The organism is Pseudomonas sp. NPDC077451 (assembly GCF_044543345.1).
GTDB lineage: Bacteria > Pseudomonadota > Gammaproteobacteria > Pseudomonadales > Pseudomonadaceae > Stutzerimonas.
Genome location: NZ_JBITVX010000002.1, coordinates 302,208 through 317,671 on the forward strand (window position 1 = coordinate 302,208; position 15,464 = coordinate 317,671).

A 15,464-nucleotide genomic window follows, 5' to 3' on the forward strand; every position below is an offset into this window, starting at 1 on the left:
TCCAGCCTGGCCGTTTCCACAGAGTGGTCGATCCATGCCAGGCCGGGCAGCGTTTACCGTCGCCGGTAGGTAGCCTGACCACTGAAGTTGTCAGGGACGGCCAATGCATGGTGACTACCGGGATGGTGCTTGGGGCTGCCCAGGCTCAGCAGGTTTCGATGGCCGGAAGCTACCGCTTGTTGAATACTTGAAAGGGTAAAGTTTCGCAGTAAAACGGGGCGGCGTGTTGCGGCTGCGACCATGGTCGCATGAGCTGGGCAAACACGACTGAATCCGCCGCAAAGCACTGCGCTAGACAATCTGCATGCCGGGTCTGGTGATTTGCAGCTTCAGCGCGGTCCGGGTGCTGTAGATCCGAAGCGAGCCACTAGACTGACGACCGTTTGACCGCGTCGCGCTGGCCCATTAATGACCGGGGCACTTACTGCTGCCCCTGCGATCACAACAGGGCCTCATTCCGTTCAAGTCTGGAGAAAAACTGATGTTCACGCCGGGTCCGGTCACCTTACAGCGGGGCGCCCTACGGTTGGAGCCGCTGGTAGAAGCCGACATTCCGGCCTTGGTCGAACTGGCCGAGCACAACCGCGACGAACTGATCTACCTGAACGGGCCCTTGCGCCCCGATTGGTATCGCCTGGCCGTGACCGAACAACGCCAGGGTCGCGCCGTAGTGTTCACCCTGCGCATGGCCGAGCGCATCGTGGGTACGACCCGCTTCGCCGACTTCAACCCGGCATTGCCTGCCGCAGAACTGGGTTGGACCTGGATCGACAAGGCCGAGCATGGCAGCGGCCTCAACGGATCGATCAAGCACCTACTGCTCAAACATGCTTTCGAGGACTGGCACCTGGTGCGCCTGCAGCTGAAGACGGCGGCAAGCAACATGCGCTCCCAGCGCGCGATCGAAAAGCTGGGTGCACAGCGTGAAGGACTCTTGCGCAATCACCGGCGACTCGCCGATGGCCGCCTGGATGACACCGTGCTGTACAGCATCACCGACCGCGAATGGCCGGCCGTCAAGCGCTTGCTCGAGCCCGCCACGCGCTGAACCCGCCTGAGCCGGTCGGGCCCGGTTCGGCCTTTTGATTTCGGCCTGGGCAACCAAAACCCCGTGTGCCGGCCATCGCTCTCAGGGCTGGACTTGGGGTAATGTTGGGTCCCTTCAGGAACGCTATCTCAGCGTTCATCAGCTTGTCTTCAACCTTTCCCTATGCTCCGGCCCAAACGGCGGTGCGTAGCTCATCATCGTTTGCGGTGCATAACTAAGGAGCCCCGATGTCCCGCTCGCAAGAGTTCTTGCATGGCTGCCGCGATATCCTGCCGCTGATCGTCGGCGCCATTCCCTTTGGCATCATTTTCGGAACGCTGGCTATTGGTGCAGGGCTGTCTAGCTGGCAGGCCATTGGTATGTCCGCACTGGTGTTCGCCGGCTCGGCGCAATTTATCGCTATTACCTTGATTACCGGTGGCGTGGGTGCAGCGGTGGTGTTACTCACGACCTTCGTGGTCAACCTGCGGCATGCGCTTTATAGCGCTTCGATGCAGCCTTTCGTCCGGCATTTGCCGAGCCGCTGGCGCGTGCCGCTGGCGTTCTGGCTGACCGATGAAGCCTTTGCCGTCATCCAGCACCGTTATGCTCGAGACGACGCTTCGCCGTACAAACACTGGTTCTTCCTCGGCGCTGGCCTGACCATGTACCTGAGCTGGCAGCTGGCGACGCTTGCCGGTATCGCCTTTGGCCAGGCAGTGCCCAACGTTGCCAGCTGGGGTCTGGACTTCGCCATGATTGCCACCTTTATCGGCATTGCCGTACCCATGATGCGCACCCGCCCGCAGGTCGCATCAGCGCTTGTGGCAGCGGGCGTCGCGCTGCTGACATGGGAACTGCCCTACAAGCTCGGCCTGATCGCTGCAGCGCTGGCCGGCATTATCGTTGGCGTCTGGCTCGAGCGACGGGCCGAGCGCCAGCTTCAAGCGGAGGCGTGCTGATGCAAATCTGGTTGCTGATCCTGGGAATGCTGGTGATCACCTTTCTGACTCGATACAGCTTCTTCGCCTGGCCCAACCTGCGCTTTCCTCGCTTGGTGGAGCAGGGGCTGCATTACGTACCCGTCGCGGTGCTGACCGCCATCGTAGTGCCAGGGATGTTGATGCCAGCCGGCGAATGGGCACTGGACTGGCACAACGCCTACCTGCTGGCGGGTGTGCTGTCGATCCTGATTGCGGCTTTGACTCGAAACCTGCTGGCGACCATCGCGGGCGGGCTGCTGTTCTTTTTTCTGTTGCGCTGGGCGTTTGGGCAGTTGCCCCTGTGATGGGCTGCCCAGTCCGCGATATGGGCATAGCAGTGCTGTGCCTTTACCGGACCCTTAAGACTCAAATAGCCGACGTCTTATCCATGGAAGCGGATCGATGACCAAGCCTCACTCGCAATTCACCTTGTTCGGCAAGCGGCGCTTCCTGCCGTTCTTTCTGACGCAACTATCAGGCGCCTTCAACGACAACCTGTTCAAGCAGTCGCTGATTCTGGCGATCCTCTACAAGATCGGCTCGAATGCCGACACCAGCTTGCTGATCAATCTGTGCGCGCTGCTGTTCATCCTGCCGTTCTTTCTGTTCTCGGCGCTGGGCGGCCAGCTGGGCGAGAAGTACGCCAAGGAGCGGCTGATCCGGGCGATCAAAGCTGGCGAGATCTTCATCATGCTCGGCGGTGCGGCCGGTTTGTTGTTGGGCAACCTGCCTTTGCTGCTGACTGTGCTCTTCTGCATGGGGACTCAGTCCGCGCTGTTCGGGCCGGTCAAATACTCGGTGCTGCCGAAGCTGCTTGAGAATCACGAACTGGTCGGCGGCAACGCGCTGGTGGAGATGGGCACCTTTTTGGCTATCCTCGCCGGCACCATCACCGCTGGCGTGATGATGGCCAGCGAAGGCTACGCTCAACTGGTCGCCGGCAGCGTGGTGCTGGTGGCGGTCGCCGGTTACCTCGCCAGTCGAGGGGTGCCTGCGACCGGTGCGTCCTTGCCGTCGCTTGAGATGGACTGGAATCTGTTTCGTCAGACCGGCGCGATCCTGCGGATGGGGCTGGGGCAGCGCCTTTCGGTGTCGCGCTCGCTGATTGGCAACTCTTGGTTCTGGTTTCTTGGCGCGACCTACCTGACCCAGATCCCGGCCTATTCGAAGGATCTGCTGCATGGCGACGAAACCGTCGTCACGCTGATCCTGACGGTCTTCTCGGTCGGCATCGCTCTTGGCTCGCTGCTCTGCGAGCGGCTATCCGGCCACAAGGTGGAGATCGGGCTGGTGCCGTTCGGCTCCTTTGGTTTGACGCTGTTCGGCTTGCTGCTGTGGTGGTGGTCGGGCGGCTTTCCGCAGGCTGCGATGCCGCATGACTGGCTGGCGTTGCTGGGCATCGGTCAGGCCTGGTGGATTCTTGCCTCGGTGCTTGGCATCGGTGTGTTCGGCGGCTTCTATATCGTGCCGCTGTACGCGTTGATCCAGGCGCGCACGCCGGAGCATGAGCGGGCGAGGGTAGTGGCCGCAAACAACATCCTCAATGCGCTGTTGATGGTCGCGTCCGCGCTGGTCGCCATCCTGCTGTTGAGCGTCGCGGAGCTGTCTATTCCGCAGCTGTTTCTCGTGGTGTCGTTGATGAACGTGGCGGTCAGCGCCTACATCTTCAGCATCGTGCCGGAATTCAGCATGCGCTTTCTGGTGTGGCTGCTCGGCCACTCCATGTACCGGGTGCGCCATCAGGGACTGGACGCGATTCCCGAGGAGGGTCCGGCAGTGCTGGTTTGCAACCACGTGTCCTATGTCGATGCGCTGCTGATCGCTGGAGCGGTGCGCCGCCCCGTACGCTTTGTCATGTACTACAAGATTTTCCGCATTCCGGTATTGAATTTCATCTTTCGCACGGCGGGCGCGGTGCCCATCGCTGCGCGTCATGAAGACGAGGCGATCTACACCGAGGCGTTCGAGCGCGTCAGCCACTACCTCAGCAATGGCGAAGTGGTGTGCATCTTTCCCGAAGGCAAACTCACCACCGATGGCGAGATCAACGAGTTCAAGGCGGGAGTCGAGCGTATTCTCGAGGCGAACCCGGTGCCCGTGGTGCCGATGGCGCTGCGTGGGCTGTGGGGTAGTTTTTTCAGTCGCGATCCAGGCAAGGGCTTCTTCCGACGGATCTGGTCGCAGGTGGACCTGATCGCCAGTTCGCCTGTCGCCGCGAGCGAAGCCAGCCGTCAACAGTTACAGGCGCAGGTCCATCTGTTACGCGGCGACCGGCGCTGAGCGCAGGTCGCCGTGTCGTGTGGCCTATTTGATCTCGATGCGTTCCAGCAGATAGGCCTTGGCGCTGGCATCGCCGACCCGCGCAGCCTCGTCGGCCAGGCGCAGCGCGCGCTCCAGATCCTTGCTCGCCAGCGCTGCGTCGATGCCCTGTCGGTAGTACGCCTGGGTTTCCGGCAGAACTGCCGGTGCGGGCACTGACGGTAAATCGTTACCCATTTCGCGGCCGATGCTATAGGAAGGCACATAAGTATTGGCCTGCTGGCCGGCGACCTTGTCCTCGATCAGCACCATCTTCACGACGCCGGTAGGTGAATGCTGCGCAACCGGGTCGGGCAGGCTCGGTGGCTCATTACCCAGCGCCCTGGCGTAGGCCTTGGCCGGGTGCTCAAGCGCCGTTTGGCCGTCTAGCTGGGCTCCGTTTGCATACAAAACCAGGTAGTACTCGTTGCCCGGGTTGTCCAGGTAGGTGCGATCAATGCGCAGCTGCGCGTCCAGGCTGTCGCCTTTAAGGCCGGAAGCGGGGGCATAGGTGAAGTCATCCGCATCCAGAATGCGGGTGGGCCGCAAGCGGCTGTCGAGCAGCATCACGCTGGGGGCCAAAACGGTCTTACCGGCTTGGCTGTAGAGGCGGATCTCGAAGGACTTGCTGTCTTTGGGCAATGCAAAGGCGCGAAAGAAGCTCTTGCCACTGTCAAAGCGATACGCCGGCGCCGAGGCGTCGAGCGTCACGTTCCCGTTGAAGCTCGCGGGCAGTGGCTGGAAGGGAAAATCAGCGATCGTGTCGCAGCAGATCGGGGCATTGGCCAGCGCCTGACGGGCAGTGCTCGCGGACTGTTCCAGCGGCGCGGGTGTATGGGTCAGCGCGTCCACTCGGCGCAAGGGTTCGCTGCCGCATCCGGCAGCCAGCGTAATGGCGAAGCCAAGCAGGGACGTTCTCAGATAGCTCATAAGGGCAACTCCAGTCGCCAATCGAAAAAAGACCCCGACCAGCCACGGTCGGGGTAAAACACCGCCAAAACGGTGGGAGCGGAACATGCAGTGCTGCCGATAGCAGCGGGCGATACGGAAGGAGACGACCGCTACGCCTCGCCGCACCTCAGGTGATTACCACCAGGCTTCGGCCTGGACGCCAAAGGTCAAACCGTCGTCTTCACCCGCGTCGATGGATTCGCTAGCGGCCTGATAGCGGCCGCCGTCCCACTGGGCGTAGGTGGCAAACACGCGAATCTGCGGACGTGCCCAAAAGCTGCGGCCAGCTGACCACTGCTGGGCGAGGGTGAGTTTTTTCAGGTCGCGGCTGCGCTCGCCATCGGCCTGCGGGTCGATTCGGTCATAGCCGAATTCCAGCGCGGTGCTCATGACGTCGGTCCACTTGTAGACCGGGCGTACACCGAAGGAGAGCCATTGCTGGCCGGACTCGTTGTCGAAGTCGCGGTCTTCATAAATCTGGACGTACATCATCTCGATGTCATCGGTAATGCCGACCACGCCCTGGTTGACCAGGCGCAGCATGTCGCCGTCGCTGTTGCCGGTGTTGTTGCGGCCGCTGGTGGCGATGATGCCGTCGGTGCCGTATTGAACGGCAAGCTTGTTGTAGCCACCGAACCACCCCGCCTGGGTGTGTTCGAGCGTAACCAGGTGACCTTTCTGGTCCTGGTAGCCATCGTCACGTTCCTGGAAATCGGTCAGGTTGGCCTTGCCGTAGTCGTAACCAATCTCCAGCTTACCGTTGGGGTTGACGTCGATCTCGCCGATGCGGAAGTCCAGGGTGTCGTTGGCCAGGTTGGTGCCGGTGCCCGAGCCCTGATAAGTCCACTCACCGTCGGTATTACGCATCCAGGCGATGCTGGCCTTGCCGAAGCCTAGATCAATGTCTTCGATGCCGGCGCCGGGGCCGGATACGTCCCAGTAGTAGTAGTCGTTGATGTGTACGTCGTGGCGCTTGTAATAGCGCTTGCCAGCCCAGATGTCGGCGCCCGGCAGACTCTCGATGAGGTTGTGGCCGACCACGTTGAACTGGCGGATCGCGACGTCGCCGCTCTCATCAAAGGGGTTATTGGCATCGCCATTGGTGTCGGTGCGTGTCGCTTCCCAGTCATTCGCCTGCTGCGAGTTGTAGGCAATCATGGTGTCGACGTAGAAGCTCTGTTCGCCTTCCTTCCAGACTTCCTGGCCGAGACCAATCTCGGCATAGGTCTCGCACTCGTTGCCCAGGCGGTACTTGGCGGGAGCGCCGGCTGCCTGGAAGCAAGCCTGGTCGCCACCGCCAACGGTGGTGCCGACGCCTGAGCGCAAATAGCCGTGAAAATCCACCGCATGCGAGGGCATTGCCGCTATGAGGGCTGTGCAAAGCAGGGTCGGTTGCAGAAGACGTACGGATCGTTGGGGGTTCATCGCGAAGTCCTTTGTTTTTGTTGTTGGTCTGTGCGGCCGGCGAGCTGCGGCCGGCTGGTCCACGGCAGCTGTCGGTGTTTGCCACTGCCCGGGTTGCTGCGCCGGATTGGGCTGGTGGCGACCGAAAGCCTGCGGATCGGCGACATTCGCGACATCCTCCCGACCGATCTTTTTTGAGGCGGAGCGGTGGGGCGTAGCGGGGGAGGAGGGAGACGAGCACGCGCAGCAGTGCCCATTACGCCTGGCCACTAAGCCCGGGAAAAACCGTGGGGGGAGGTATGGTCAGCGCAATCACCGGCGCAGGCTGGACCGGCCAATGAGGTTCGCATTGGCCGTTGCATCCGGTTTCCGGGGTTGCCGGTATCGCTGTCGGGTGCTCACAACAACTACAAAACTGGGGCTACTTCGATGAACTATTCCTTGCTTCCCACCCGTCTGTCCTTGGCGGCCACCTCCCTGCTGCTGACACTGGGTAGCGCTCATGCCGCTGATCTCGCCGGCAAGAGCCCGGCCGGCGTTCGTTACCACGGTGGTGACGAAATCATCCTTCAAGGGTTCCACTGGAACGTAGTCCGGGAGTCTCCCAACAACTGGTACAACACTCTGCGCGACATGGCGCCAACCATTGCAGCTGATGGATTCAGCGCGATTTGGATGCCAGTGCCGTGGCGCGATTTCTCCAGCTGGAGCGATGGTGCCAACTCCGGCGGTGGCGAAGGCTACTTCTGGCATGACTTCAACAAGAATGGCCGCTACGGCACCGATGCTCAGCTCAAGCAGGCGGCTGCTGCACTTAACGGCGCGCAGGTGAAGGTGCTCTACGACGCGGTTCCCAACCACACGAATCGCGGTTACCCGAACAAGGAAATCAACCTGCCGGCTGGCCAGGGCTTCTGGCGCAACGATTGTTCCGATCCCGGCAACTACCCCAATGATTGCGACGATGGCGACCGTTTCGTCGGTGGCGATGCCGACCTGAACACTGCCAACCCGCAGGTATACGGGATGTTCCGCGACGAGTTCGCCAATCTGCGCAGCAGTTACGGCGCCGGTGGCTTGCGTTTCGACTTCGTGCGCGGGTATGCCGCTGAGCGGGTGGACGCCTGGATGACCGCGGCGCACGACAATGCCTTCTGCGTGGGCGAACTGTGGAAGGCGCCGGGTGAATACCCGAGCTGGGACTGGCGCAACACGGCCAGCTGGCAGCAGGTCATCAAGGATTGGTCCGATCGCGCCAAGTGCCCGGTATTCGACTTCGCACTCAAGGAGCGTATGCAGAACGGCTCCATCGCCGACTGGAAGAACGGCCTCAACGGCAACCCCGACCCGCGCTGGCGTGAAGTGGCGGTAACCTTCGTCGATAACCACGACACCGGTTATTCGCCTGGGCAGAACGGCGGGCAGCACCACTGGGCGCTGCGTGACGAGCTGGTACGCCAGGCCTACGCCTATATCCTCACGAGCCCGGGCACGCCGGTTGTGTACTGGTCGCACATGTACGACTGGGGGCAGGCGCCGCTGATCCGTCAACTGATCAAGATCCGTCGTGCTGCGGGCGTTCGGGCTGATTCGGCGATTGAGTTCCACGGCGGCTATTCCGGCCTGGTGGCAACCGTTCGAGGCACGACACAGACACTCGTGATCGCCCTGGGCTCGAACCTGAACGATCCATCCCTGGTCAGCAGCGGCACCTTCAGTCCAGCGTTGAACGAGGACAGCGGTCAGCTGAAAATCTGGATGACCGGTGGTGGGGTCGATGGCGGTAATGGCGGCCTGGTTAGCGTCAATTTCCGCTGCGAGAACGGCATAACCCAGCCGGGTGACAGCATCTATGCCGTCGGTAACCTGGCTCAGCTTGGCAACTGGGCACCGGCCAGCGCGGTGCGCCTCGCGGACGTCAGCAGCTATCCCGCCTGGAAGGGCAGCATCAGCCTGCCCGCGCAACAAGCGGTCGAGTGGAAATGCATCGTGCGCAGCGATGCCAGCCCGACTCAGGTGAAAAGCTGGCAGCCGGGTGCCAATAACCGGGTGACCAGTGCCGAAGGCGCAACAACCCTAGGGCGTTTATAGCGCGTGCCTGCCGGGCCCGCTCGGGCCCGGCTCCCTATTCGGTACCCCATGCCGGCCGCAGTTTTACTAGGCGATCTGCCAGCGCTCGGCCAGCTGTCGTGCCCGCCGCAGCTCCTCTACCAGCTGTCGTTGTGGCTCGACGGGTAGCAAACGCTGCAGGTCGCCATGCCGCTCGCGCGTGGTGCGCTCCAGCCAGCCAATGCGCGCAAGAGTCGAGGCGGTGCAGGTCTGGCCGCTGAGGTCATCGTGCAGATCGAGCCAATGCGAACGCCAGGCTTCCTTCAGGTACAGCGCTTCCAGATCGCCGCGCATCGCGTGCTTCCATTCACCAATGATGCCGGCCAGCCAGTCGAGAACCGTCGAACTGGCGCCGCGTGTCTCAAGCTCCATGTGCAGGCGCCCGTATGCCTCCAGGGCGATGCGTTTCTCCAGCGCAAACGCGGCCAGCGCGAGCGATTCCTCCCGTTGCTCCAGCGCTAAAAGATGGGCGAAGTACTGGCGCGTCTCGAAGCGCTCGGCGGCGTGAAATTGAGGCATTTCGGTGCCGTTGCTGTTGAACTGACGCAGCGGGTCGAAGCGGTACATATAGCCGAAGTCGAACAGCCGCACGTGGCCGTCATCCAGTGTATTGCCGGGACATAGATCCCATTCGAACAGCCCGCCGAGCAACAGCGCCGCCAGCATCTCGAACAGCTGCGTCAGCTGTCGCTCGTTCCAGGTCGCGATGGGGTCGCCCTCAATCCAGGGCGAAAGCAGTACGCCTTGGCGAAAGCTGCCATAACAGGTGTCGACGATGCCGACCAGCCGCGCGCCGAGAGTCGGGTCGCGCTTGAGCTCGCGCAAGTCCGCACGGCGTTGCACCTCATTGAGAAAAGACGTCTGGCCATCGGTGTTCTGCACCAGGCACCTCTCGCGGGCGCGTTTGAGCGTCCAGCTCCGGCCCTGCGCCTCGATCCGGTAGACATGCGCTGTGAGCCCGCCGGAGATTACGCGGCTGACGTAGTCTTCGCTGCCATCGGTGGTCGCCAGGGTTGCCAGCGGTAGCGGACAATCGTCCGGGTGCCCGACTTCCAGTTCGGCATTGCTGGCGATGAAAGCCAGCTGCGCTTGCTGGCGCGTGTTCGACGTGTTCATGGCGAGGTCTCCGCACAGGGTGCGCTATGGATGAGATTGCATGGATCGGTCGCGGCGTGTCGGGGTCGATAGGAAAACAGACGTGGAGGTGAACATGGCCGATGTGTACAAGACTGAAACCATCACGCGCGCCGAGGTCGACTCGCTCGACGGGGTAACGGTGCTCGACTTCGGCACCAACTGGTGCGGACATTGCCGCTCTGCCGAGCCGCACATCGAGCGGGCACTGGCCGAGTATCCGCAGATCAACCACATCAAGGTCGAGGACGGCCCGGGACGTCCACTTGGGCGAAGTTATCGCGTCAAGCTCTGGCCAACCCTGGTCTTCGTGCGTCTCGGCCAGGAGCTGGCCCGAGTGGTGCGGCCGACCGACGCCAAGGTGGTCGGCGATGCCGCTGCCCAGGCCACCAACCCGCTCAGCGATTGACCAGAGCCCCCGGCTGCACCACGACGACCCTGTCGCTGCCCTGTATCCGCGAGAACGTGTAGGGCTGATTTGAAAGCTGTTGGTGCCGGCCGGCGCCAATGGCTGGATGCCGTGCGCGGAACTGACCGATTCGTTGCCAGTGACCGATTAGCGCAGCGATCTCGGGTTTGGTGTGCTCGCTCCAGTTCATATCTGACCGTGTGCCCTGATAGGGGTCGGAGCCGGTGGGGCCGAAAGCGCGGGCGCTCTCGTCGCCGTAGTAGATCTGCACGGCGCCGGGGCTCAGCAGAAGCGCGCTGGCAAGGCCGCGTTGACGCTCCAGGTCGTGCTGCGCGCTGAACAGCGAGGTGTCATGGGATGAGGCATAGCTCATGAAGTTATGCCCGGGATTGTCCGCCAGCAGGCTGGCGTAATGCCCGTAGCTCTTGTCGGCACGGACCAGGCAATCGCTGGCAGCTCCGGCGACCTCCTGCTGGAAGGCAAAGTTGATCAGCGCATCGAAGCCGTTGCTCTGGTAATCGCTGATTTCCGGCCCGTGGCCAAAGACTTCGCCCACCATCCAGAACGGCTCGCCAGCCAATGGATCGTCCGGGTTAGCCGCAGACCATGCCTTGCGGGCCTGGTCCGCCTGCTGGCGCAGCTGCGCCCACGCGGTCGGCTCGACGTGCATGACAGTGTCGGCCCGAAACCCGTCGACGCCGAACTCGCGCACCCAATTGGTCAGCCATTCATTGAGGTAGTCGCGCACACGATAGCCGTCCCGTTCGACGGCGTGGGTCGGTTGTTTATGGCGAAGGAATTGCGGCAGGCCGACCGGAGTGTCGGACTCGGTGCGAAAATCCGGCAGGAATGCCAGCGAGCCTTTGAGCGGGTCCACCAGAACGCTGGGTGGCACCGGGTAGTCGGCAATACCGGCGCGCACCCAATCCTTGCCCCACCAGCGAGACCAGGCCGGGTGATCGTAATCGATCAGGTTGTGGTAGGCGTGCAGGTGCTCGTAGGGCTCCGGCTGCCAAGCGGTCCAGCGTTCGGGCAGGTATTGCGCCATCCCGTCTCGCAGGCCACCAAAGCCAAACTGCTGCATGTCCGCCAGGGTGGAGTAGCCAGCGTGATTGAGCACGACGTCGAACAACACGCGGATGCCGCGGGCATGTGCCTGCTTGATCAGCTCGCGCAGGTCGGCTTCGGTGCCCATGTTGGCGTCCAGCTGGGTGTAATCCAATGCGTAATAGCCGTGGTAGGCGTAATGGCGAAAGTCGCCTTTATCGCCGCCACCGACCCAGCCGTGTATCTGTTCATAGGGTGCGCTGATCCACAGCGCGTCCACGCCCAGCTTGGCGAGGTAATCGAGCTTGCCGGTCAGTCCTTTGAGATCGCCGCCATGGAAGGTGCCGATTTCCTGAGCGCCGTCGGGCTCACGGCCATAGCTGCGGTCGTTGCTCGGGTCGCCATTGGCGAAACGGTCGGTCAGGGCGAAATAGACGGTCGCGTTGCGCCAGTCTCGCGCTCGTACCGGGCGCGCGTCGACGGCTTCGATCAGCAGTAAGCCGTTGCTGCCGGGCGCCGGGGTCAGTTCGACCTTGCCGTCCTTGACGATGGTCGTGTTGCCGCTGTAAGCGTCGCGCAATCGCTGGCCATTCTCGAATACCCCAGCGACCGGAACCTGTACGGCTTCGCCATTCCATGGTTGGCAGGCCTGCTCAATCGGCTCCTGCGATTGGCGACTGGGCAACAACCGCAGGTTGGCGTCATCGCCCGTCTGCACCAGCACGCGGTAGCGCCCCGGTTTGACTACATCGAAATCGAAGCGATCGCCAGCGTTCAGCGCGTGGCGTTGAAACGGCTTGAGCGGCTTCTGTTCGGCCTCGCCAGTACCCAGTTCGAGGGTGCCTTTGGTTAGCTCCAGCTCCGCCGCGAAGCGATCCTCGGCTAGCGTTTCCCAGGCCGGTTGCAGGGGGTGACCGTTCAGTCTGATAGGGACTTGCGGTTCCGCTTGTATAACGGGTGCGAGCAGTCCGAAACAAAGGGCTAGGATAGATGGACTAAGGGGCGGCAGAGGGCGCATGTCCGGCTCCGGCTTGGCGGGGTAGAGGCGCTATTCAAGCCTGTTTTCGGTGACCCGTGCAGGCTGAGAAAGGGCGATTCGAGTGCTCTGCGGGTGCGGTGCGAATGCAAAACTACGCCCTGCTTCTACGCCCCTCATCCTCCCTTCGGGGAGGATGTTTTCGCCCACTGGCGGGGCGAGTATGGATGCACTGCGAGACCGTCAGACGGCACGCAGAACGTTGTGGATCAAAAATAAGAAGCCACGAGGAAATACCTACATGAATAAAAAGCTGTTTGCAGCGGCCGCGATCGGTCTCTCCGCAACTCTGAGCCTGCCGCTGTCTGTCCAGGCCGCCATCGAAGAAGGCAAGCTGGTTGTCTGGATCAATGGCGATAAAGGCCATAAGGGACTGGCCGAGGTAGGCAAGAAGTTCACCGAAGAAACCGGCATTCCCGTCGAGGTGGCGCATCCGGACGCGGCCACGGACAAATTCCAGCAGGCCGCCGCCACCGGCAATGGCCCTGACATCTTCATCTGGGCCCATGACCGCCTTGGTGAGTGGGCCCAGAGCGGCCTGATCACTCCCGTTACGCCAAGCGCCGAGACCAAGCAGGAAGTCGCCGATTTCGCCTGGGACGCCGTTAGCTACAACGGCAAGCTGTGGGGCTATCCCATGGCCGTCGAAGCCCCCGCGCTGATCTACAACAAGGCCCTGGTATCGACGCCACCGAAGACCTTCGACGAAGTGCTGGCGCTGCATAAAGACCTCGCCGCAGACGGCAAGCGCGCAATTCTGTGGGACTACAACAACACCTATTTCACCTGGGCCTTGCTGGCTGCAAACGGCGGTTATGCCTTCGAAGATACGGGCTCGGGTTTCGATGTCAGCAAGACCGGTGTCAACAACGAGGGCGCCAAACAGGGCGCAGCGGTGCTCAAGCGTCTGATCGACGAAGGCGTGATGCCCAAGGGGGCTGACTACAGTGCCGCCGAGGCAGCCTTCAACAAGGGGGAGTCGGCAATGTTCATCAGCGGCCCCTGGGCCTGGTCGAACATCAAGAAGAGCGGCATCGACTTTGGCGTGGCGCCGATCCCGGCAGTAGGCGATAGCCCGAGCAAGCCGTTCTCCGGCGTGATGGCCGCAACCCTAAACGCCGCCAGCCCGAACCAGGCGCTCGCCGTCGAGTTTCTCGAAAACTACCTGCTGGAAGTGGATGGTCTCAAAGCGGTGAACGCCGACGTGCCGCTGGGTGCGGTGGTGAACAAGGAATTCATGGCCGAGTTGTCCGACGATCCGATGATCAAGGCGACGTTCGAGAGTGCTCAGCAGGGCCGTCCGATGCCGAACATTCCGCAGATGGGCGTGTTCTGGTCAGCCATGGAACCTGCCCTGACGAACATCACCTCCGGTCGCCAAACTGTGGATGCCGCCCTGGATGACGCCGCCAAACGCATCGTCAAATAACGACAACCCACAGCCGCAGTTGGAGACGCCTGCGTCTTCGGCTGCGCGCCCTGAGGCCCAGATCCCGATGTCCGCCGTGAATGTTCCCGCCGAAATGCCCGGCCGCGCCGTGCCGAAACTGTCGATACCCAAGCTGCCAGCGGCGATGCGTTGGGGCCTTTGGCTGCTGTGCAACGCCTTTGCCCTGTACCTGATCATCGCGCTCTATGCGCAGGGGCAAACCGTGTTCGCTCTGCTCGGGCTGGTGGTCGCCGGAATCGCCAGTTTCGTGTTCATCAACCGCCGTGCCTACGCCCACCGCTACATATTCCCGGCGGTAGCGGGGATGCTGGTGTTTGTGATCTTCCCGCTGCTCTACACCGTGGGCATCGGCTTCACCAATTACAGCGGCACCAACCTGCTGAGCTTCGAGCAGGCGCAGCGTTACCACCTCAATCAGACCTACCTTGCAGGCGAACGCTTCGGCTTCAGCCTGCACCAGAACGATGCCGGTGAGATGCGCCTGCGGGTCGACCGTGGCGAGCAGGGCGTCTGGGTTTCCGCTCCGCTGGCGGGTGAGCCGGTCGCGGGCGAGCCGCTTGGCATGAGCCGGGAGGCTGAGGTCGAAAACCTGGGTGCGGCCTTGCCGTTGCGTGATGTGATCCGCCAGCGCAAACAACTGGAACAGTGGGTCATGCGCGGCCATGAAGGTCAGCTGCTGCGCCTTTATGGCCTGCGTGAAGTCGCCGCGGTGGAGCCGCTGTACCGGTTGCGCGACGACGGCTCGCTGGTCAATAGCCAGACCGGTGAACGCCTTACGGCCAACGATGAGATCGGCTTCTACGTCGATGCCGAAGGGCAGAAGGTCGCGCCGGGTTACACGGTCTATGCCGGCTGGAGCAATTTCGCCAAGGTGCTGACCGATCCGAAGATTCGCGGCCCGTTTCTGCAGATCTTCGTCTGGACGGTGTGCTTCGCCGCGCTGACGGTGGTCTTCACCCTCGCGGTCGGCCTGGTGTTGGCCAGTCTGCTGCAGTGGGAGATGGTTCGCGGCAAGGCGTTCTACCGGCTGATGTTGATTCTCCCGTACGCGGTGCCGGCGTTCATCTCGATCCTCGTGTTCAAAGGCCTGTTCAACCAGAGCTTCGGTGAGATCAACCTGATGCTCGACAGCCTGTTCGGGGTGCGGCCGGACTGGTTCAGTGACCCGACCCTGGCGCGCAGCATGATCCTGATGGTCAACACCTGGCTCGGTTATCCCTACATGTTGTTGCTGTGCATGGGGCTGCTGCAGGCGATTCCGCGCGACCTCTATGAGGCCTCGGCAATGGACGGCGCGACGCCAGTCGACAACCTGTTGAAGATCACGCTGCCGCTGCTGATCAAGCCACTCGCGCCGCTGCTGATTGCGAGCTTCGCCTTCAACTTCAATAACTTCGTACTGATCACACTGTTGACGCGCGGCGGGCCGGACATTCTCGGCACCACCACGCCAGCCGGGACGACCGATCTGCTGGTCAGTTACACCTATCGCATCGCCTTTCAGGATTCGGGGCAGAACTTCGCCCTGGCTGCCGCCATCGCCACGCTGATTTTTATCGTCGTCGGCGCCATGGCCTGGCTGAACCTGAAGCTCTCGAAAGTGAAGGTCTGAGGAT

At 62.2% G+C, this 15,464-nt stretch carries 12 protein-coding genes; 8 read left to right on the plus strand and 4 right to left on the minus strand.

Annotation, left to right across the window (positions count from 1 at the left end; all coding sequences use genetic code 11):
- Positions 1-481 precede the first annotated feature (481 nt).
- From ACIGHL_RS05170 to ACIGHL_RS05185, 4 genes are all read left to right on the plus strand, one after another.
- On the plus strand, positions 482-1,048 hold the full coding sequence (locus ACIGHL_RS05170) for a GNAT family N-acetyltransferase (protein WP_045428641.1): 567 nt from the start codon (positions 482-484) through the stop codon (positions 1,046-1,048).
- Between the two features lie 227 nt (positions 1,049-1,275).
- Positions 1,276-1,989, plus strand: a complete 714-nt coding sequence (locus ACIGHL_RS05175; RefSeq protein WP_128119356.1) for an AzlC family ABC transporter permease — start codon at positions 1,276-1,278, stop codon at positions 1,987-1,989.
- The gene (locus ACIGHL_RS05180) at positions 1,989-2,315 is read left to right on the plus strand and encodes an AzlD domain-containing protein (RefSeq protein ID WP_045428637.1); all 327 of its coding nucleotides are present in this window, start codon (positions 1,989-1,991) and stop codon (positions 2,313-2,315) included. The genes ACIGHL_RS05175 and ACIGHL_RS05180 overlap by 1 nt, the downstream gene beginning before the upstream one ends.
- A 97-nt stretch (positions 2,316-2,412) precedes the next feature.
- The gene (locus tag ACIGHL_RS05185; RefSeq protein WP_128119355.1) at positions 2,413-4,290 is read left to right on the plus strand and encodes an MFS transporter; all 1,878 of its coding nucleotides are present in this window, start codon (positions 2,413-2,415) and stop codon (positions 4,288-4,290) included.
- A 24-nt stretch (positions 4,291-4,314) separates the two neighbouring features.
- Here the strand turns inward: ACIGHL_RS05185 and ACIGHL_RS05190 are convergent, their stop codons facing one another.
- Positions 4,315-5,238: a MalM family protein gene (locus ACIGHL_RS05190; RefSeq protein WP_128119354.1), complete on the minus strand. Its 924-nt coding sequence runs from the start codon at positions 5,236-5,238 to the stop codon at positions 4,315-4,317.
- A 156-nt stretch (positions 5,239-5,394) separates the two neighbouring features.
- Positions 5,395-6,684 (minus strand): maltoporin, encoded by a 1,290-nt coding sequence (locus tag ACIGHL_RS05195; protein WP_128119353.1) that lies wholly within the window; start codon positions 6,682-6,684, stop codon positions 5,395-5,397.
- A gap of 408 nt (positions 6,685-7,092) precedes the next feature.
- Between ACIGHL_RS05195 and ACIGHL_RS05200 the strand changes: the two genes are divergently transcribed.
- The gene (locus ACIGHL_RS05200) at positions 7,093-8,754 is read left to right on the plus strand and encodes a glucan 1,4-alpha-maltotetraohydrolase domain-containing protein (RefSeq protein WP_128119352.1); all 1,662 of its coding nucleotides are present in this window, start codon (positions 7,093-7,095) and stop codon (positions 8,752-8,754) included.
- Positions 8,755-8,820: 66 nt separating this feature from the next.
- On the opposite strand, the gene ACIGHL_RS05205 is transcribed toward ACIGHL_RS05200, so the two are convergent.
- Entirely contained in the window at positions 8,821-9,888 is a 1,068-nt protein-coding gene (locus tag ACIGHL_RS05205) for a protein kinase family protein (protein ID WP_446697514.1), read from the minus strand.
- 94 nt (positions 9,889-9,982) lie between these two features.
- Here ACIGHL_RS05205 and ACIGHL_RS05210 point away from each other — a divergent pair, with 94 nt between their 5' ends.
- Positions 9,983-10,315: a thioredoxin family protein gene (locus tag ACIGHL_RS05210; protein ID WP_046162117.1), complete on the plus strand. Its 333-nt coding sequence runs from the start codon at positions 9,983-9,985 to the stop codon at positions 10,313-10,315.
- Here the strand turns inward: ACIGHL_RS05210 and ACIGHL_RS05215 are convergent.
- The gene (locus ACIGHL_RS05215) at positions 10,305-12,380 is read right to left on the minus strand and encodes an alpha-amylase (RefSeq protein ID WP_446697513.1); all 2,076 of its coding nucleotides are present in this window, start codon (positions 12,378-12,380) and stop codon (positions 10,305-10,307) included. The two genes, ACIGHL_RS05210 and ACIGHL_RS05215, sit on opposite strands and share 11 nt — an antisense overlap.
- A gap of 259 nt (positions 12,381-12,639) precedes the next feature.
- Here ACIGHL_RS05215 and malE point away from each other — a divergent pair, with 259 nt between their 5' ends.
- Both malE and malF read left to right on the plus strand, forming a co-directional pair.
- Positions 12,640-13,827: a maltose/maltodextrin ABC transporter substrate-binding protein MalE gene (gene malE / locus ACIGHL_RS05220; protein ID WP_446697512.1), complete on the plus strand. Its 1,188-nt coding sequence runs from the start codon at positions 12,640-12,642 to the stop codon at positions 13,825-13,827.
- Positions 13,828-13,894: 67 nt separating this feature from the next.
- Positions 13,895-15,460, plus strand: coding sequence for a maltose ABC transporter permease MalF (malF, locus tag ACIGHL_RS05225; RefSeq protein ID WP_128119348.1), 1,566 nt, complete (start codon positions 13,895-13,897; stop codon positions 15,458-15,460).
- Positions 15,461-15,464: the final 4 nt, after the last annotated feature.

Bases quoted from the DNA above. Each gene is read 5' to 3' on its own strand.
- ACIGHL_RS05195 (WP_128119353.1), bottom strand. From the start codon at position 6,684: ATGAACCCCCAACGATCCGTACGTCTTCTGCAACCGACCCTGCTTTGC.
- ACIGHL_RS05180 (WP_045428637.1), top strand. From the start codon at position 1,989: ATGCAAATCTGGTTGCTGATCCTGGGAATGCTGGTGATCACCTTTCTG.
- ACIGHL_RS05185 (WP_128119355.1), top strand. From the start codon at position 2,413: ATGACCAAGCCTCACTCGCAATTCACCTTGTTCGGCAAGCGGCGCTTC.
- ACIGHL_RS05205 (WP_446697514.1), bottom strand. From the start codon at position 9,888: ATGAACACGTCGAACACGCGCCAGCAAGCGCAGCTGGCTTTCATCGCC.
- ACIGHL_RS05210 (WP_046162117.1), top strand. From the start codon at position 9,983: ATGGCCGATGTGTACAAGACTGAAACCATCACGCGCGCCGAGGTCGAC.
- malF (WP_128119348.1), top strand. From the start codon at position 13,895: ATGTCCGCCGTGAATGTTCCCGCCGAAATGCCCGGCCGCGCCGTGCCG.
- ACIGHL_RS05170 (WP_045428641.1), top strand. From the start codon at position 482: ATGTTCACGCCGGGTCCGGTCACCTTACAGCGGGGCGCCCTACGGTTG.
- ACIGHL_RS05190 (WP_128119354.1), bottom strand. From the start codon at position 5,238: ATGAGCTATCTGAGAACGTCCCTGCTTGGCTTCGCCATTACGCTGGCT.
- ACIGHL_RS05215 (WP_446697513.1), bottom strand. From the start codon at position 12,380: ATGCGCCCTCTGCCGCCCCTTAGTCCATCTATCCTAGCCCTTTGTTTC.
- ACIGHL_RS05200 (WP_128119352.1), top strand. From the start codon at position 7,093: ATGAACTATTCCTTGCTTCCCACCCGTCTGTCCTTGGCGGCCACCTCC.
- ACIGHL_RS05175 (WP_128119356.1), top strand. From the start codon at position 1,276: ATGTCCCGCTCGCAAGAGTTCTTGCATGGCTGCCGCGATATCCTGCCG.
- malE (WP_446697512.1), top strand. From the start codon at position 12,640: ATGAATAAAAAGCTGTTTGCAGCGGCCGCGATCGGTCTCTCCGCAACT.